Source organism: Campylobacter coli (assembly GCF_009730395.1).
GTDB classification, from domain to species: Bacteria; Campylobacterota; Campylobacteria; order Campylobacterales; family Campylobacteraceae; genus Campylobacter_D; species Campylobacter_D coli.
The window spans coordinates 150,520-170,065 of record NZ_CP046317.1 but is presented as its reverse complement, the minus strand read 5'-3'; the positions used below and the strand labels follow the sequence as shown (position 1 = coordinate 170,065).

Below are 19,546 nucleotides of genomic sequence, written 5' to 3'. Positions count from 1 at the left end.
GGAGAATATATGAAAAAATCTTTAGTTTTTGCATTTTTTGCATTCTTTTTAAGTCTAATTTTAACAGCTTGCGATTCTAAATCCAATGAAAACAACGCAAGTACTGCAATAAAAACTAGCACTACGGTAAAGGTTATACCTATTAGTATGAGTGATGAGGGTGATAGCTTTTTAGTAAAAGATAGCCTAGGTGAAAACAAAATTCCAAAAAATCCTTCTAAAGTTGTGATTTTAGATCTTGGAATTTTAGATACTTTCCATGCCCTAAGACTTAACGATAAAGTTGCAGGAGTTCCAGCTAAAAACTTGCCAAAATACTTACAGCAATTTAAAGACAAGCCTAGTATAGGTGGAGTTCAACAAGTTGATTTTGAAGCTATTAATGCTTTAAAACCTGATCTTATTATCATTTCCGGACGCCAAAGCAAATTTTATGAAAAATTAAAAGAAATTGCTCCAACTATGTTTGTAGGACTTGATAATGCAAATTTCTTAAGCTCTTTTGAAAACAATGTTTTAAGTGTTGCAAAACTTTATGGCTTAGAAAAAGAAGCTTCTGAAAAAATTGCAGATATTAAAAATGAGATAGAACAAGCAAAAAGCATAGTAGATGAAGATAAAAAAGCTCTTATTGTTCTAACCAATTCTAACAAAATTTCCGCTTTTGGACCTCAATCTCGCTTTGGAATCATTCATGATGTTTTAGGAATCAATGCTGTGGATGAAAATGTAAAAGTAGGCACACATGGAAAAAGCATTAATTCTGAATTTATACTAGAAAAAAATCCTGATTATCTATTTGTAGTTGATAGAAATATCATTGTGGGCAATAAAGAACGCGCACAAGGCATACTTGATAATGCACTTGTAACTAAAACCAACGCTGCTACAAATAATAAAATCATTTATCTTGATCCTGAATACTGGTATCTAGCAAGTGGCAATGGCTTAGAATCATTAAAAACCATGATTTTAGAAGTAACAAACGCTATTAAATAAACCCTATGTAAGAGAAGTTGTTCTCTTACATTCTCTTATCCAAATCCAACTATCAAGTACAAATCTTAAACAAATTTAAGTTTATATCCACTATAAAAAATTCACTTTCGCTTCACATTCTTTTGTCAAAATACCATACAAATTGATAATCAAAAAGGAGAGAAAATGATTAACAAAAACAAATTATTTAGACAAATTCACATTTATGTGAGTTTATTTTTCTTACCCTGTGCTGTACTTTTTGCACTTACAGGGATTGCTTATATCCTTGGAGCCGATCAAGATACGGGTTTAAAGGTAGAAACTTATAAACTTGTAAAAAATATAGAACCTGGTAAAGAAAAAGATGCACTCATCCAATACTTACAAGAAAACAATTTAAAAGTTCCATCTGACGCTGAAGCTACTCAAGGCAAAGGCAAGGGGGCGAATATGGGCGGAATACACCATAATGCCAATGCAGCTCCCGCTAATGTCAAAGCTGGCAAAGGTAAAAACAATGAAATAACTATAGGTGGAGCACATTATAGCGCCAATATAACTCCTGTTGCTCAAAATGAGTATGTAATAACTCTTAAAACTAGATCTTTGTTAGGCGATATGATCATGCTTCATAAAGATAAAGGGGCGTGGTATTTTTCTGTGCTTAGCATAGGCTTTGGTATTGCTTTATTTTTACTCTATATCTCAGGACTTATCATTACTTTATTTGCTAGCAAAAAAGATAGACAAAAACAGCTTGCAACACTTGGAGCTGGGGTTGTTATCACTATACTTTTAGCTTATCTTAGTCTTTAATTTTTTTATCTAGCTTTTTTAAGCTAGGTATTATCTAATTTTTTATATAATCACACTTTAATTTATTGGACAGATGGGTGAGCGGCTGAAACCACACCCCTGCTAAGGGTGCAGATCTTAATCGGGTCTCGAGGGTTCAAATCCCTCTCTGTCCGCCACTGACTTTCAAAAAAAACTATCAACTATCATTTTAATTACCTTTTATATATTATTTGCATTTCAAAAATAAACTTTACAAAGCTTTTTCTTAATCAATAAAATAAAATTCAATTTTATCCTTATTTTTCAACCAAATAACGCAAGCTTTAAAAATAAAAATTTCTATACTTTATCCATCTAAAATAAATGAGCTTTTTTCGTATAATCCAATAATAAAATCGGTTATTTTTCATTTAAAAACGATCTATTTAAAGCAAAGAAGCATTGATTTAAATTCTAATTTTAAAAAACTATAAAAATTATTTTTGTCGTTTTTCTTAAGCAAGTGCTATATTTTTTATAAATCCATCTTATCGTGTGTGCTAAACAACTCAAAATTAATCATAGACTTTTATCTATAAAAATTTACTGCTTAAAAGCATAGAAAATATAAAAACATTAAACAGATAAAAATTATAAGATTTTATTTTGAAAGATATAAAAAAGCCCTAAAATATAGGGCTTTTAAGAATTATTTTTTATCAATTACTTGATAATTATACGGAGCAAGGTTTTTATCGTGTTCTAAAAGTTCTTTTGGAGGATTACCATTTACTTCTATTTCATCACCATAATAACGCTCTCCTGCTTTATGTCCATTAACATCTACTTTATAATAAAGCTCTCCAGGATTAAATTTTTGCATATCTTCAAAACCTAAATTTGAAGTTTTAAAATCATTAATGCCATTAGCATTAGCAATTTCTATAAGTTTAATTTGTCCTGTTTTAGCCATATCTACAGCTTGTAAAAGCATTCTTGAAGCCTCACGAGGATTGTGGAAACCTGTTGAATTTTCAGCATTAACAAAATCAGCTCTCATTTGAGATTTGCGGTGAAGCTCTAAAACTTCTTTAAGTTCTTCACTAATCTTGCTTGCATCAGCTTTACCATCAGTTTGGAATTTTTCCATATTGCCTAACTCATCACGCAATTTTTTAGTATCCATGATTAGGCTAACAATAGCATATTCAGCTGTTCTTTGATCATGCGCTACACTATTTTGTATATCACGAACTTGAGCTCTTAAATAATCCTCGCTTTGTTTATGGCAAGTTTTACAAGCAGAATTAATATCTCTTAATGGAGAAGTGATATTGTGTTGAGAAATTTTCTTAGCACCTTCTCTAACATAAGGCATATGACAATCCGCACAACTTACTCCATTAGCAGCATGCACACCACCACTATAAAGCTCACTTTCAGGGTGTTGAATTTTAATGATTTGCGCACCTGTTAATTTATGAGTGAAATCCGCACCAAATACATTGCGAACTTTATCATAATAATCATCTAACATTTCGATTCTAAAAGGCTGATCTTTTTTCCACTCATTCCATGGGAATGTTAACATGATACCATTAGCTTCGATTTCTTTTGGTTGGTTGCCATCTCTCCAAAATTCATATTCATCATAATTTTTTTGAGTGCCATCCCACCATTTTTTAGAACTATCATCAGCAATGGTTTCGCCCATTACTTTTACTTTTTCTCCTGTTGGTTTAAAATAATACTCAACATGGCATTGTGAACAAACCAAAGTTCTCATCTCTTCTCTTGTGGCTTTTACGCCTTGTACTGGATCTTTTTCATAACCTCTAGCAACTAAAGCGTTAATTGCAGCAGGACGAGTAAGTCTTAAGCTCATATCGTTTGGATTATGACAATCTGCACAAGTCACACCCATTCTCTTACCACCATGCGGTCCTGCATGCTCTGGAGAATTTTCTACTATACCATCAACAGCGGGAACATTTTTAATCATAGTCCAATAATTTGTAGAGTTAAATGCGACAAAATCTCCCTTTGCAATATTATTGATAAGCCATGGAGTCCATCCACTATGGCAGTTCATACACGCTGCTGGCTGACCCTTAAATGCTTTAAGTCCGTGAGCATTAAGAAAATCTTTATTATTTCTTGCGGTTTTCATTTGATCTACTTGAACCCAAAAATGTCCTCTTTCTTCATTAAAATCAAGACTAAAAGGATATCCAGCCCAAAGTATTGTTAGTTGAGGAAAACGAATAAGTTTTGAATAAGATAAGTTACCACCAAATTCTGTAGCCTTAGGCTCTTCTTCTTCAACTGTTAAATACATTTTAAGTTGCTCTGGAAAAACCTTTCCCCATCTTTCAAAATTTGGATTATCATCGCTAAGTAAAGAAAAATCCGCATTTGCAGCAATGGCATTTTTGTTTGCCTCGTCTTCTTTTTTTTGATTTATATCATTATTGAGCCATAAAACTCCCACTATAAGCAAAACTAAAACAACGATAGCTAAGCGTAAAAAATTTTTTTTCATTCAATTCCTCCTTAATTAAATTCCATGTTTGTGACCCACATCTTGATGACAAGAAGCACATTTTAAAGATTTGTCCGCATGTGGATTTGTTGTAGCATTGATGGCTGTTTGAGCAAAATCAGCATGACAACGAACACAATTATCTTGTATCATATTCCTGCTTTTTTCAGTTGCACTCAAATTTGTAGGAAGCTCATCAAGTTTAAAAGTAAAAGCATAAGCATGATTTAAACCGCTTTCAGCTTTAGCTATCCACTTAGCCAAGAAACCATGGGGTAAATGACAATCAACACAGGTTGCCCTAGCTTCTCCTTTTACCTTTTGTGCATGTGGCCCTGCCATATATTCATTATAAACCTCGTTCATAATATGGCAATTGTTACAAGATTCACTTGCATTACTTAAGTAAGATGTACCTTTTGCATTATAAAAGGTATAAAATCCTACCGCAAAGAACACAAAAAGCAAAACAAGAAAAATACCAAAAAGATTCAAAGATTTTTTCAAAATTTTCCTCCTTAAACTTTCAGAATAAATGAAATTGTTATTCTAACATATAGCTTTTTAAGATAAATTTAAAGATATATTTACTCTTAATTAACCGGAATAAAAATTTTGAATTTTATTTCTCTAAAAAACTCATTATTTTCAAAAATAAATGTTAAAATAACGCAAAAAAAGGAGTTTTAATGCAAACAAATCCGAATATGTTTTTAAATAGAGAACTTTCTTGGCTACGCTTTAACTCACGGGTATTAGATCAATGTTCGCGTCCGTTGCCTTTATTAGAACGCCTTAAATTTGTAGCTATATATTGTACCAATTTGGATGAATTTTATATGATACGCGTTGCCGGATTAAAACAACTTTTTTCAGCTGGAGTTAATATAAGCAGTAGTGATGAGATGTCTCCTTTGCAGCAATTAAAAGCTATACGCAAATATCTTCACAAAGAAAAAGATCTTTTAGAGCATTATTTTAATGAAATTATAAGCGATCTTGAAAAAGAAAATCTTTTTATCAAAAATTATGAAAATTTAGACAACAACCTCAAACAAAAATGTGACGAATATTTTTTCTCTACTATTTTTCCTGTTATTGTTCCAATCGCTGTGGATGCGACTCACCCTTTTCCGCACCTAAATAATCTTTCATTTTCTTTGGCGGTTAAAATTTGTGATAAAACCCATCCTGAGCTTATCAAATTTGGAATGATTCGAATTCCAAGAGTTTTACCTCGTTTTTATGAAGTGAGTGCCAATGTTTATGTTCCAATTGAAAGTATAGTAGAAAAACATACAGAAGAAATTTTTCCAGGTTACAAACTCCTTGCTTCAGCTGCTTTTAGGGTAACTAGAAATGCAGATATGGTGATAGAAGAGGAAGAAGCTGATGATTTTATGATGATATTAGAGCAAGGCTTAAAACTTCGTAGAAAAGGTGCTTTTGTAAGATTACAAATTCAAAAGGGTGCAGATGAACAAATCGTAGAATTTCTTAATACTCATATGAAAATTTTCCACAAGGATGTTTATGAGTATTCTATCTTGTTAAATCTTCCTAGCCTTTGGCAAATTGCTGGCAATAAAACCTTTACTCATCTTTTAAGTCCCCTTTATACACCTAAAACCTTACCGCCTTTTGATGAAAATTTATCCATTTTTGATGCGATAGATAAAGAAGATATACTCATCATTCAACCTTTTGAAAGCTTTGATCCTGTTTATAAGTTCATCAAAGAAGCAAGCAAAGATCCTGAGGTTATTTCTATAAGAATGACTCTTTATAGAGTAGAAAAAAACTCTAACATAGTCCAAGCCTTAATCGATGCAGCAAGCGATGGGATACAAGTTACAGTTATGGTAGAGCTTAAAGCTCGCTTTGATGAAGAAAACAATCTTCACTGGGCAAAAGCTTTAGAAAATGCTGGAGCTCATGTGATTTATGGAATCACTGGCTTTAAAGTTCATGCCAAAGTTTCTCAAGTTATACGCAAAAAAGGCGATAAGCTTAAATTTTATATGCATTTAAGCACGGGAAACTACAATGCAAGCAGTGCTAAAATCTACACTGATGTGAGTTATTTTACAAGCAAAGTTGAATTTGCAAGAGATACAACAAGCTTTTTTCATATACTTTCAGGTTTTAGCAAAAATCGTCGCCTTCAAACTCTCTCTATGAGTCCAAATCAAATCAAAGAAAAAATTCTAGAAATGATAGCTTTAGAGGCAAGCAAAGGAAGCGAAGGAGTTATCATTGCAAAGATGAATTCTCTTGTAGATAGCGATATCATAAAAGCTCTTTATGAAGCAAGTATAAAAGGAACTCAAATCGATCTTATCGTGCGTGGAATTTGCTGTTTAAAACCTAATGAAGAATTCAGCAAAAACATACGCGTTAGAAGTATTATAGGAAAATATTTAGAACATGCTAGGGTGTTTTATTTTAAACACAGTGAGCCAAATTATTTTATATCAAGTGCGGACTGGATGCCAAGAAATTTAGAGCGTCGTTTAGAACTTATGACTCCTATATATGATGAAAGAAGTAAGGCAAAATTAGCACAATTCTTGCGCTTGCAACTCAGCGATAATTTACTTGCTTATGAACTTCAAAATGATGGAGAATATGCAAAAGTTGCTAGCAATGAAAAAGTGATTGACTCACAACAAATTTTAGAAGAATATGTCAGTAAAATTTATAAAACACTTAAAAAAGATACAGATCAAAGTCGTGCAACGCACTTAGCTTCCAAACTTTTCAAAGAAAACTAAAAGTTTTTAAGGTTTTTACTCTAAAGACTTATTTACTTGTTTATTATAAAAAAGGGCTTTAAAATAAAGCCCTAGGAGATTTCCCATAGAAATAAACAATCATTTCTAAACTATAAAAAGATTTAGAAATGATTTTTAAGATTAAAATTTATACTTAAGTCCTACTTGACCACTTAAGTAAGTTTCATTTTTATTATCTACTTTACCTGCTAGTATTTGTTTAGCACCAAAGCCAAGATTCATACTGAGTTGATTTGTAAAATCTACATTACCCCCTACGATAATTTGTCCGTATGTTTTTTTCTTGTTGTTAGCTTCAATACTAGTAAAGAAAGCATTATTTACAGCTAGGTTAGCTGTGTAATCATCACCACTATTGATAACAAATTGTTCTATTTTTGGAGTTACAAAAATATAAGAGTTTTCATTCATATATTTTCTAAATTCAGCACCCACTTCAACACTTACAGAATTGTTTTTTATAGAATCAATATCTTTAGCAATAGCACCATTTTCTGTATGAGATGGAGTATAACTAAAATAATAATTTACTCCCGCAAAAGGTTTAATAAATAAAGTATTATCACTAAAGTCAAACACACGACCTACATTAGCACTAAGTCCTAAGAATTTGCTTGTATAATCTGAATTATATGCACCGTCTATTTGAACATTGTCTTGTTTAGTTGGAGAAACTTGAGCATAAGCTTTAAGATTAAGTTCCCATTGTGGAGCTATATTGATAGTAGAATACATACCTAATTGGAAGTTATCGCTTTTTTGTTCTAAATTATTGTCTTTGATTTTAGCATTTGCATAAGTAAAATAAGTACCCCATAAAACATCATCATTAGCTTGTTTATCTACACCTATAGTAGCACCATACATTGCACCACTATCTCCATCGATAATATTAGCACCACCAAAAGCATTAGCCCAAACACTATTGGTATATTCATTTACATAGCTTGGTCTCATATCACTATCTAAAGCAGCAAATTTAAGACCATTCATTTTAGAAGCATAAGTTCCAAAAGGATTGTTTAGCATTGCTACACGAGAACCTATAGAAACATCATTAGAAATATTCATAGTGGTATTCACTGCACTAGAAGCTGAATTGAGATTAGATACAGATTTACCTGTATTGTCTGTGTCTTTTTTGATATCTAAAGCTAGTTTTACACCTTCTCTACTTGCTAAATCTGCTCCTATACTTCCTAATTGTTCTGTAATAGAACGAAGTGCTAGGATAGAAGCTTTATCATTAGCACTAAGATTTAAATTTGAATTTTTATTTACTAAATCAATGTATTTTTCATCATCGATTTTACCACCGTTTTTCTCAGCTTCTTGTTTGAGTTGTTCAAGTTCAGTTTTTTGTTTTTCAAGGGCTTCTTTGGCTTTTGTCCATTCTTCATCTTGACTAGAATCAAATTCATTTTCAAGCAATTTATTGATAGTATCTATATCTACTTGAAGTTGAACTAGCTTATCTTTAGCTGCTGCAGTAGCACCTCCATTAACTACCAAGCATTTATTGCCACCGCAGTTTTGAACGCTAAGTTTATAATCTACTAAACCTCCGCTATATTTGTCATCAGTGATATCCAGTACAGTTCCTGCTTCCAAAGGATCTTTGCCTTGAACATTGGTTGAGATATAATCACTTGCGAATTTTAAAAGTAATGCACCCGCGTTATTATTTGATTTTTCTTCTAAGATATCTTTGTTAAAATCTTTAGCTTGAACTATTACTACATTATTTGCTTCTAAGTCTGTATAAGAGCGCTTCATAAGTCCAAAATTTGAATTTGTAAGATTTGCAGTTCCATTTACCTTAACAAAATTTCCATAAGTAGCAAAAAGGGTTTTATCGGCAGTAAAATTTCCATTTATAGTTAAGCTACCATTAGCACTTTTTCCTTCAACTGCTCCATTATAAAGAATTATACCTGAACCTTTTTTTTCATCCTCGGTAATGGCTCCAGCTCCTGAGCTAGTCATAGTTAAATTTCCATTAATCACCGAAGGTGCAAAAGCTTGTAAAACTATATCTGTTGTTTTAACCTCTTTAGCAGTAGCGTTTAGATTTGTTACATAAGCAGGTTCTTGATTGTTATTATGCGTAAAGCTTAAAGTATTGTTTTTACCGATATCAATGTTAAATCGATAATCAGCGCTATCATAGCCATCGCTTGGTAAATCCCCAATGCCCATTTTGATACTTAAATCTTGCCCTTTGTACTGATCAGGATTTTTAAGATTGATATCCTTACCATTTTCTTCAAAATATTTTCCTATATCTGAAGACCCTGCAAGATTGATTTCTTGTGCAAAAGCACTCGAATAAAGCAAAGTTGCTACACCTAAGCTTAGCAATATCTTGCTCGAAGCATTTTTTTTCATAAGTTTCTCCTTCAATAAATTTAAACTGAAGGAATAATTATACCCCCCCCCTAAAAATAAGCTTAAAAATAAAACTATAAATTTTTAATGAAAAATTATAAAACCCAATATATCAAAATTTTAAGGGTAATAAATCATTCTTAACTTCATATAAAAAATTCTAAAAATTTGAAATAAACTTATGATTTACTTAAAATTAGCGTGATGGTGGAAGCGAGGGGAATCGAACCCCTGTCCAAAAATAATCCCACAAAGACCTCTACATGCTTAGCAAAGATGACTACTTCACCCTACTTCGCTCATCTTCCAAAACTCAAAAGCAAGGCTAAGACCTTATTTCACCTCAACGCTTGTCAAACGCAAGGCTACACTATCAAAAATGACCGAAAATTAAGCTAGATAGTATGACTTAAATTTCAGGCTCAACTGAACTTACGCAGCTTTAGCGTAAGCAGGAGCGAATTTAACGTTGTTTGCGTTTAATTTTATTTGGGCTTTTTACGCTTTGCCCAAAGCGACATGCCATCTAAGCAGACTTACTCCTGTCGAAGCCAAGTCGCTCCCTTATTTAGAAATAATATTTGGAACATTAACAATTAAAGGATTAAAAACCGCTAAAACAGAATCATCATTTTCATACGAACGACAATATTTTTCAAATTGATCACTCATCAAAAGCATCCAATCCGTAAATTCATCACTAGCAGGCCCATTAAAGCGATTTGCTTGCGCCATCATCTCTTCACAAAATACACAAAAATCAGTCACTTCTTCAAGATTTAAGCGTCTTGCTGCCCAAGCGGTATTGTGTGCTAAAGTTTCAAGCTCTTTTATGGCTTCTTTATAACGCACACTATCGCTTCCAAGCTTGATGATTAAAGGTTCAAACCTATCGCACATGGTTCTAAAAAATTGCAAAAATTTTTCTATATCGTCAATTTCATAATCTAATTCTAATTTTGTTAAAATTCCCATTTTTAAACCATAATCATTAAAGTTTAATGTAAATTCTAGCAAATTTTAGCTAAAATCTTATTTTAATTTTTCCAAAATATAAGCAAAGATATGGATAGAATAGTAGAAATAGAAAAATACTCCTTTGATGAAACTTACGAAACTTCGTTGCGTCCTTCAAATTTTGATGGTTATATAGGTCAAGAAAGCATTAAAAAAAATTTAAATGTCTTTATAGCTGCAGCTAAAAAACGCAATGAATGTTTAGATCATATACTTTTTAGCGGTCCTGCAGGACTTGGAAAAACAACACTAGCTAATATCATCTCCTATGAAATGGGTGCAAATATCAAAACAACCGCCGCTCCTATGATAGAAAAAAGCGGAGATTTAGCAGCCATTTTAACCAATCTTAGCGAAGGAGATATACTTTTTATCGATGAAATTCATCGCTTAAGCCCTGCTATTGAAGAAGTACTTTACCCTGCAATGGAAGATTATAGGCTAGATATCATCATCGGTAGTGGCCCTGCAGCACAAACTATAAAAATCGATTTGCCTAAATTTACACTTATTGGCGCTACAACCCGTGCAGGAATGCTTAGCAATCCTTTAAGAGATCGTTTTGGAATGCAATTTAGACTTGAATTTTATAAAGATGAAGAGCTTGCTATCATACTTCAAAAAGCTGCACTAAAGCTCAATAAAAGCTGTGAAAATGAAGCTGCACTTGAGATTGCCAAAAGAAGTCGCTCTACCCCTAGAATCGCACTTAGACTTTTAAAAAGAGTGAGAGATTTTGCAGATGTAAATGACGAAGAAACGATCACCAAAGAAAGGGCTAAAGAAGCATTAAATTCTTTAGGTGTCAATGAGCTTGGTTTTGATGCGATGGATTTAAGATATCTAGAGCTTTTAACAGAGGCTAAAAGAAAGCCTATAGGACTTTCTAGTATAGCGGCAGCTTTGAGTGAAGATGAAAATACTATTGAAGATGTAATCGAACCTTATTTGCTTGCAAATGGCTACATAGAACGCACTGCCAAAGGTCGTATAGCAAGTACAAAAAGTTTTAGTGTACTTAAGCTTAATTACGAACAAACTTTATTTGATGAAAATTGAAGGAAAAAAATGCAAACTGGAAAAATTTTTCTTATCTGTTTTATTTTAGTGGTTTTATCCCTTTTACTTTATCTTTTTAAGGGTTTTTTACTTGTTATTATCATTGCAAGTTTAATGGCAGTTGCTACCTCAAATGCAAATGCTAAATTTTTAAGCCTAACAAATGGACGTAAATTTTTAGCCTCTATGCTAACAACTGCATGTATGGTTTTACTTTTCTTCGCTCCCTTTGTCTATGCGATGATCGAGCTAGCTAAGGCTTTAAAGAATTTTGATATCAATCTTGTCACACAAACGCTCAATTATGTTAAAAATTATCAATTTACCCTACCCGAAAGCCTTAGCTTTTTAGAACCTAAAATCAAAGAATTTCTAGCTTCTATAGACTTAAATAGCATTTCTAAACAAATTTTAAATTATGCTTCAAGTTTTACAAAATCAGGAGCTAAATTTCTTATAGATATGGTGTTAATCTGTATATTTTATTTTTTTGCTAATCTATATGGAACAGAATTAGTAATCTATATAAAATCTGTCATTCCTATCGACAAACAAGAACTTGATGATATTTTAAGCGAAGTGGGTAATGTTATGGCCGTGGTGCTTTATTCTATGATCATTATCGCCATACTTCAAGGAGCACTTTTTAGCATCATTGCTATGTTTTATGGATATGATGCCATCTTAATGGGTGTAATTTTTGCTGTAAGCTCTCTCATACCAGCTTTGGGTGGAGCTTTGGTGTATATCCCTATAAGTCTTTATGAATTTGCTTCAAGCAGTCTTGGTTCTGCACTTGTTATTTTTATTTATTCTGTTGTTGTTATCTCTTTTATCGCTGATACCCTAGTTAAGCCTTTAATCATTAAATGGATTAATGAAAAACTCGTAAAAACACCCGCTAAAATCAATGAACTTTTGATTTTCTTAGCCATGATAGCTGGAATTTCAACTTTTGGTTTTTGGGGTATTATTTTAGGACCTGCAATTTTAACTTTTTTTATTTCAACAATAAGACTTTATATGATTTTAAAAGATAAGAATTTAATTTAAAATAAAAAATGTTTCTCTCGCGTAAGAGAGAAACATCAAACTAGATTTAAGCTTTTGGTCCTATCATTTTAGCAGGATCAACGAATTTAGCAAAGTCTTCTTCGCTAACCAAACCTAACTCCATAGCACTTTCTTTTAAAGAAATACCTTTTTTATGTGCATTTTTAGCTACCTTAGCAGCATTTTCATATCCAATGTGTGGGTTTAATGCAGTCACTAGCATTAAAGAATTGTGTAGATTGTATTCTATTTTTTCACGATTTGGCTCTATACCTACAGCACAATGAATATTAAATGAATGCATAGAATCAGCAAGTAAATCAAGACTTTGTAAGAAATTATAGATAATCACAGGTTTAAATACATTAAGTTCAAAATTTCCTTGACTTGCAGCAAAACCTATAGCCGCATCATTTCCCATCACTTGAACCGCAACCATAGTAATAGCTTCACATTGTGTAGGATTAACCTTACCTGGCATGATAGAACTTCCTGGTTCATTCTCAGGGATATTAAGCTCACCAAGTCCGCATCTAGGACCCGAAGCTAACCATCTGATATCATTTGCTATTTTCATTAAATTTGCAGCCAAGCCTTTCATAGCTCCATGAGTAAAATTAATAGCATCATGGCTTGTTAAAGCATGGAATTTATTTGGACTTGAAACAAATTTTGTACCTATAAGCTTACTAAGTTCTTCGCTCACTTTTTCACTGAGTTCTGGATGAGCATTAAGTCCTGTTCCCACCGCTGTTCCGCCTATTGCCAATTCTCTTAAGGTTGGTAAAGAAGCGATAATTTGCTCTTTTGAATGTAAAAGCATAGAAAGATAACCGCTGAATTCTTGCGCTAAAGTAAGCGGTGTAGCATCTTGTAAATGCGTGCGTCCTATTTTGATAATTCCTTCAAATTCTTTTACCTTTTTTTCAAAAGTAGCAATAAGCTCATCAAGTGCAGGAATAAGCTTTTTCTCCACTTGTTCTACTGCAACTATACTCATAGCAGTTGGGAAAGTATCATTAGAACTTTGAGACATATTTACATGATCATTTGGATGTACAAGTTTTTCTTTACGAAAATCTCCGCCCATGATTTCAGTTGCACGATTTGCAATCACTTCATTCATATTCATATTGCTTTGTGTGCCTGATCCTGTTTGCCAAATTGCAAGTGGGAAATTATCATCAAATTTACCTGCGATAATCTCATCACAAGCTTGAACTATAGCACTTTTTTTAGCATCATCTAGCTTGCCAAGTTTATTATTTACCAAAGCTAAGGACTTTTTAAGATTTGCAAAAGCATAGATTAGCACCTTTGGCATCTTTTCGCAACCAATTTTGAAATTTTCAAAACTTCTCTCTGTTTGAGCACCCCAATATTTGTCATTTGGAACTTTAATTTCGCCCATGGTATCATGTTCAATTCTATATTCCATTAGGTTTCCTTTCTAGAAAATTGTTATGCAATTATTTAAACAAAAATAAGCATAAAATTAGCTTATAATTTAAAATTTATTTATTTTTTTGGAATTTATGAGAGTTTATGTGCAGTTTTATAACTGCACGGGGTTTATTCAACGGTTACACTTTTTGCTAAATTTCTTGGCATATCTACATCATTGCCAAGTCTTATAGAAATTTCCATCGCTAGAAGTTGAGTGATCACCATCATTTCAAAAAATTCACACATATAATGATCTTGCTCGTTGGTTTTTATAAAATCATCACTTAAATCAAAATCCAAAGGAGAAACGCAAAGAACAGTAGAATCCCTAGCTATCAATTCCTCAACATTTGATTTGGTTTTTTCATAAAGTAGGGTTTTAGGCATTAAAGCTATAGTATAAAGCTTAGAATCAGCCAAAGCTATAGGTCCGTGCTTCATTTCTCCTGCAGGATAACCTTCAGCATGCAAATAAGAGAGTTCTTTTAATTTTAAAGCTCCCTCTAAAGCCAAAGGATAGAACACATCTCTACCTATAAAGAAAAATCCATGGCCGTCTAAGTAACGCTTAGATAAACGATGAATTTTTTCATGTAATTTAGCACTTACCGCAACGCAATTAGGAGTATGTAAAAGAGCTTTGATTTGGGCACTCATATCAATTTTTTTCTTTTGAGCAATAAAAATTGCCAACATCCAAAGTGTTAAAACTTGAGTTGCAAAAGCCTTGGTTGAAGCTACACCTTTTTCAATGCCTGCGCGCGTTAGAAGACTTAAGTGTGCCAAACGGACTATATTGGAATTATCCACATTACAAATAGCAAATGTTTTAGCTCCTTGCTCTTTTGCAATTTTTAAGGCTTCTAAAGTATCTGCGGTTTCTCCGCTTTGAGAAATTACGATAAATAAAGAATTAGGCTTAATAATGGCTTCTCTGTAGCGAAATTCACTAGCAATTTCTACCTTAGCCTTAACCCTAGCCAAACGCTCAAACAAATATGCGCTTGCCATAGCAGCATGATAGCTAGTTCCACAAGCACAAAGTGTGATTTCATCAACTGTACTTAAATCCTCATTTTCAAGCTCATCAAAAACCACCTCATCACCATTAATGCGCCCCATCAAAACCTCGCTCATTACGCGACTTTGCTCATAAATTTCTTTTTCCATAAAAAAGCGAAAACCATCTTTTTTTGCATAAGCTTTATCGCCTGAAAGCTTGGTAAAGGAATTTTGTTTTAATTGATTATTTTCATAAATAACAAGTTCCTTTTCATTAGCATAGCCTAAGCTTAAATCCTCAAGATAAATTACCTCATCGCAAAGCCCTATCAAAGGCGTATCAGCACTTGCAAAATAAAATTCATTATTTTGAGATTTTCCTACAATTAAAGGAGCGGCATTTTTAGCAAAAAATACACGAGTAGGATCTTTTTTACTCACTAAAAGTGTGGCAAAAGCACCTCTAAGTTCTTCTATTGTTTTTTTCCAAGCCTCGAAAACTTCCATTTTTTCTGCATAAAATTCAAAAAGTTGAACTATAACCTCTGTATCTGTTTGGCTTAGAAAACTCACTCCTTGGTCTTCAAGCTTGTTTTTAATCTCTTTATAATTTTCTATAATACCATTATGAATCACACAAGAATACTGACCCAAATGAGGATGTGCATTGATTTCATTAGGTTTTCCATGAGTTGCCCAGCGTGTATGACCTATAGCAAAACCAAATTCCTCACTTGTAAAATTTGCACATTTATTGGCCAAATTTTCAAGCTTACCTACAGCTTTGAAAAAATCAAGCTCTCCATTTTTCATCACTGCTAAACCCGCACTATCATAACCGCGATATTCAAGCTCTTTAAGCCCACTTAAAATGGTATGTTTTTTTTCATTTTTTCCTATATAACCTACAATTCCACACATGATTTACTCACTTATTAAAGAAATTAACAATTTTTCTTCATTTTTCTCCAAATTTTCATTTTTTTGAAAAATAAAGGTATTACGCGTTCTTTGGCGTATGGTTTGAATTTTTGCTGCAGATAAAACCAAACCTAACTCGTTAAAAATATTCATCATATATGCCATCAAACCTTGTTGATCTTTAGTATTTAAACTAAGTTTTGCATAGATTTTGGAATAATTTAAATCCAATTTTAACTCATCTTTTTTAATGATTGGCTTTTTGATCTTTCTTGAAGAAAAACCACTTAAATTTGAATTTAAAAGCTCGCAAAGTTTGTTTTTTTGCTCATCTGTAATGATATTATCATACTCAAATCTTAAATAAATTTTATCATCAAATAACTCAAATAAATTCATAAAAACTAAATTTAAATTTGCTAAAGCGGTCAAAACAATTTCTATTTTAAAATCCTTAAAAGCAACGATTTGAAGACTTAAATTTGTACTATTGCTAAACCAAAATTTAAAATCATTTTCCTTTGCAAATCGTGCAATTTCAACAATATCTTCAAAAGTATTTTTGATGATAAAAAGATTGGATTTTATATGAGTGATCTTATCTTGTAAAATAGCATTTTGCTCCAAGAAAAGCTTTGTTCTTTTGAGTGTTAATTCTTTTTTTACACGCCTTGCGGTTTCATCAAGTAAATTTTCATCATCAAAACCTTGTTTAGCATTTTCTAAAATTCTATCTATAACCTTATAAAAAAATGGATTACGATTTAAAGCTTTTGCTTTAAGCCAAGTAAGAGTATGTAAAAGCTTTAAGGTTTTTAAATTTTCAACCTTAGAAAGCAAAGCACATATAATGATAGGATTATAAACGTCTTCTTTTTCGGCAAGCTCTTTTAAAGCATTGTGATTTTTAAAAATCCTAAGCCCAAGTTCAAAAATATCATTTTTTAGATTAAATTTAATACAATAGGCCCTATATATACTCGCTAAAGAAATTTCATTTTCATTGTTAATTGCGCTTAAAAGTATGACTAATTTTAAAATCATTTTCTCATCTGTATTTAAATTTTTCAAACTCTCAAGTTCATCTTCGTATTTTTCAAATTCTTTTAAAAGCAAAAATGCTTGCTCATCAAAACTATAATCCCCCTCCTCATCGCTTAAAAAACGCACCATACCAAAAGGCTTGCATAATTCTTTTAAAATTCCACTATCAAGTAAAAGTTTTAAAATACAAAAACTATGTCTTTTATAAAATATTTTTTCAAAAAGAGCTAAAGCTTTCTCTAAATCCTTTTTTTCATAACTTAAATTTTTAAGAGCAAAAACCAAATCTAAATCAAAAGCAATATCTTGATCTTTCAAACCCAACAAAAAAGTTAATGCTTCTGCTAAATTTTTAAATCGGTATTGTTTTTGTGCAATATTTTGTAATTCATTTTGAATTTTATAAGCTAAAAAATGGGTATAAAAACCTATAGTATGCATACTTTGCAAGGCTTTTTGCACTAAGATTTTTTCAGCATCTAAATTTTTCTTGCCCTTTCTATACATCAATTCTGCAATCTCGTGAATATTGCTAAATAAAAATTCGTCTTGATCTTTATTGCTTTGCAAATTTATAGCAGATTTTAAGGACAATAAAAAATCCGCCGCTAAGCGCAACTCGCTTACATTTTTTTCATCCATAAAATTTAAAGCATAATTTTTAGGGGAATTTTTAAAAAGAGTTAACAAGCTTTCTAAAGCTCGTAAGTGATCTAAGCCCCCAAAATCTTTTTTTATGTTGAATTCTTGCTTGATAAAAGGAAGGTTAAAATCTTTAAAATTAGCAAGTAAAATTTGAGCAAATTCATTTTTATTTGCATGGAGTATGCTGTCAAATTTTTCCTTGACTGATTTAAATAAAATTTTAGATCCACATATAAAGCGAGCACCTATTATGGTTGTTTTAAGCTCATTGCTAGCATTATAAAGTCCATTTAGTTCTAAAACCACATAATCAATTTGCAAATGCACATCATTTAATATCTCTATAAAAGCTTTAATCATAGGTTTTAAATGATAAGCTTTAATATCCTTATAAACAAAAATCAAAGAAACGCTTTCATTTGCACAAAGATTATTTTTTGCATATCCTTTGCTTGCCAAAACACAAAAGGGTATATTATCGCTTGTAGGCAAAAAATTTTCAAAACATTCCTTTAATACTATATCATAAGTTTTTTTTAAAAAATTATCCATATTTTTAGAATGATACAGACTAAATGATCCTTGTTTTAAAAAAAATTTTCTATAGTTTTGCGCATAGGTATTGAGATTTTTCTTAAAAAGTTCTAATTCTTTATTTAACAAATCTTTACTCTCTTTTAAAATTTCATTTATAAGATTTTAACAAAAATATCTTTTATTTTGGCTTTGCTATAAACTCTTTTTCAGTAAGCAAAATTTATAATGTTTTTTCAAAAATTCTAAAAATTTATAGAAGTGAAAATCAATGAAAAATCTACTTGAAAAACTAGAAAATGAAGAAAGATTAAATGAAAATGAAGCAAATGCCCTATGGGATTTAGATCTTTTTACCTTAGCTAAATTCGCACACAAAAAACGCACTAAGCTTCATGGAAAAAAGGTGTATTTTAATATAAATCGCCATATAAATCCTACAAATATTTGTGCAGATACATGTAAATTTTGTGCTTTTTCAGCACACCGAAAAAATCCAAATCCTTATCTTATGAGCCATGAAGAAATTATGAAAATAGTTGATGATACTATAACTCGTGGCACTAAAGAAGTGCATATTGTTTCAGCACACAATAAAGACACAAGTTGGCAGTGGTATTTAGAAATTTTTAAAATGATTAAGGAAAAATACCCTCAAATGCATATAAAAGCTATGACAGCGGCAGAAATTGACTTTTTGCATCGCCGTTTTAAAATGAGCTATGAAGAAGTGATAGAAAAAATGCTTGAATACGGCGTGGATTCTATGCCTGGGGGTGGAGCAGAAATTTTTGATGAAGAAATACGCAAAAAAATCTGCCATGGAAAAGTAAGCAGTGAAAATTGGCTCAAAATTCACAAACTTTGGCATGATAAAGGCAGACAAAGCAATGTTACTATGCTTTTTGGACATATCGAAGAAAGACGCCATAGGATAGACCATATGTTAAGACTTCGTGCCTTGCAAGATGAAAGTGGGGGTTTTAATGCTTTTATTCCTTTGGTTTGGCAAAGAGATAATAGTTACATACAAACAGATAAGATAATGGATAGTGAAGAAATTTTAAAAACCATAGCTATTTCTCGCTTAGTACTTGATAATATCAAAAACATTAAAGCTTATTGGGCGACTATGACTTTAAATTTAGCCATGGTTGCGCAAGAATTTGGCGCAAATGACTTAGATGGCACTATAGAAAAAGAAAGTATACAAAGTGCAGGAGGAGCAAAATCTGCTAAGGGTACCAATCTAAAAACCTTTATAGAAATGATAAAAACAGCAAATTTAACTCCTGTAGAGCGCGATAGTTTATATAATGAACTAAAAACCTACTAAGGATTA

13 protein-coding genes, 1 tRNA gene and 1 other RNA gene are annotated in these 19,546 nt (G+C 31.9%); 7 read left to right on the top strand and 8 right to left on the bottom strand.

The window, feature by feature from the left end:
* Positions 1–9: 9 nt before the first annotated feature.
* From ceuE to FOC43_RS00805, 3 genes are all read left to right on the top strand, one after another.
* Positions 10–999 carry an enterochelin ABC transporter substrate-binding protein CeuE gene (gene ceuE, locus FOC43_RS00815; protein WP_002777774.1) on the top strand — a complete coding sequence of 330 codons (990 nt, stop codon included), beginning with the start codon at positions 10–12 and terminating at the stop codon, positions 997–999.
* Between the two features lie 165 nt (positions 1,000–1,164).
* Entirely contained in the window at positions 1,165–1,797 is a 633-nt protein-coding gene (locus tag FOC43_RS00810) for a membrane protein (protein ID WP_002777778.1), read from the top strand.
* A 67-nt stretch (positions 1,798–1,864) separates the two neighbouring features.
* Positions 1,865–1,955: transfer RNA gene (locus tag FOC43_RS00805), tRNA-Ser, on the top strand.
* A 512-nt stretch (positions 1,956–2,467) separates the two neighbouring features.
* Here the strand turns inward: FOC43_RS00805 and FOC43_RS00800 are convergent.
* Positions 2,468–4,300: an ammonia-forming cytochrome c nitrite reductase subunit c552 gene (locus FOC43_RS00800; protein WP_002777780.1), complete on the bottom strand. Its 1,833-nt coding sequence runs from the start codon at positions 4,298–4,300 to the stop codon at positions 2,468–2,470.
* A gap of 15 nt (positions 4,301–4,315) precedes the next feature.
* Complete coding sequence (nrfH, locus tag FOC43_RS00795) at positions 4,316–4,807, bottom strand: cytochrome c nitrite reductase small subunit (protein WP_002777782.1); 492 nt, start codon at positions 4,805–4,807, stop codon at positions 4,316–4,318.
* 182 nt (positions 4,808–4,989) lie between these two features.
* On the opposite strand from nrfH, the gene FOC43_RS00790 reads away from it, so the two are divergent.
* Positions 4,990–7,074: an RNA degradosome polyphosphate kinase gene (locus tag FOC43_RS00790; RefSeq protein WP_002780516.1), complete on the top strand. Its 2,085-nt coding sequence runs from the start codon at positions 4,990–4,992 to the stop codon at positions 7,072–7,074.
* Between the two features lie 141 nt (positions 7,075–7,215).
* Here FOC43_RS00790 and FOC43_RS00785 read toward each other — a convergent pair whose 3' ends face one another.
* From FOC43_RS00785 to FOC43_RS00775, 3 genes are all read right to left on the bottom strand, one after another.
* Complete coding sequence (locus tag FOC43_RS00785; protein WP_004283547.1) at positions 7,216–9,483, bottom strand: autotransporter family protein; 2,268 nt, start codon at positions 9,481–9,483, stop codon at positions 7,216–7,218.
* A 205-nt stretch (positions 9,484–9,688) separates the two neighbouring features.
* Positions 9,689–10,047, bottom strand: a transfer-messenger RNA (tmRNA) gene (ssrA, locus tag FOC43_RS00780).
* A complete protein-coding gene (locus FOC43_RS00775) occupies positions 10,048–10,458 on the bottom strand; it encodes a hypothetical protein (protein ID WP_002783915.1) in 411 nt (136 codons plus the stop codon). It abuts the tmRNA gene before it with no gap.
* Positions 10,459–10,548: 90 nt separating this feature from the next.
* On the opposite strand from FOC43_RS00775, the gene ruvB reads away from it, so the two are divergent.
* Together ruvB and FOC43_RS00765 are read left to right on the top strand one after the other, a co-directional pair.
* Positions 10,549–11,559 (top strand): Holliday junction branch migration DNA helicase RuvB, encoded by a 1,011-nt coding sequence (ruvB, locus tag FOC43_RS00770; protein WP_004283528.1) that lies wholly within the window; start codon positions 10,549–10,551, stop codon positions 11,557–11,559.
* A gap of 9 nt (positions 11,560–11,568) precedes the next feature.
* Positions 11,569–12,612 carry an AI-2E family transporter gene (locus FOC43_RS00765; RefSeq protein ID WP_002789620.1) on the top strand — a complete coding sequence of 348 codons (1,044 nt, stop codon included), beginning with the start codon at positions 11,569–11,571 and terminating at the stop codon, positions 12,610–12,612.
* A 46-nt stretch (positions 12,613–12,658) separates the two neighbouring features.
* Here the strand turns inward: FOC43_RS00765 and fumC are convergent, their stop codons facing one another.
* The 3 genes from fumC to FOC43_RS00750 form a co-directional block, all read right to left on the bottom strand.
* Positions 12,659–14,050: a class II fumarate hydratase gene (gene fumC / locus FOC43_RS00760; protein ID WP_002777799.1), complete on the bottom strand. Its 1,392-nt coding sequence runs from the start codon at positions 14,048–14,050 to the stop codon at positions 12,659–12,661.
* A 134-nt stretch (positions 14,051–14,184) separates the two neighbouring features.
* On the bottom strand, positions 14,185–15,981 hold the full coding sequence (gene glmS, locus FOC43_RS00755; protein ID WP_002777801.1) for a glutamine--fructose-6-phosphate transaminase (isomerizing): 1,797 nt from the start codon (positions 15,979–15,981) through the stop codon (positions 14,185–14,187).
* Positions 15,982–15,984: 3 nt separating this feature from the next.
* Complete coding sequence (locus tag FOC43_RS00750; protein WP_002789618.1) at positions 15,985–18,333, bottom strand: [protein-PII] uridylyltransferase family protein; 2,349 nt, start codon at positions 18,331–18,333, stop codon at positions 15,985–15,987.
* A 142-nt stretch (positions 18,334–18,475) separates the two neighbouring features.
* Here FOC43_RS00750 and mqnE point away from each other — a divergent pair, with 142 nt between their 5' ends.
* Positions 18,476–19,540 carry an aminofutalosine synthase MqnE gene (mqnE, locus tag FOC43_RS00745; protein ID WP_002789617.1) on the top strand — a complete coding sequence of 355 codons (1,065 nt, stop codon included), beginning with the start codon at positions 18,476–18,478 and terminating at the stop codon, positions 19,538–19,540.
* Positions 19,541–19,546: the final 6 nt, after the last annotated feature.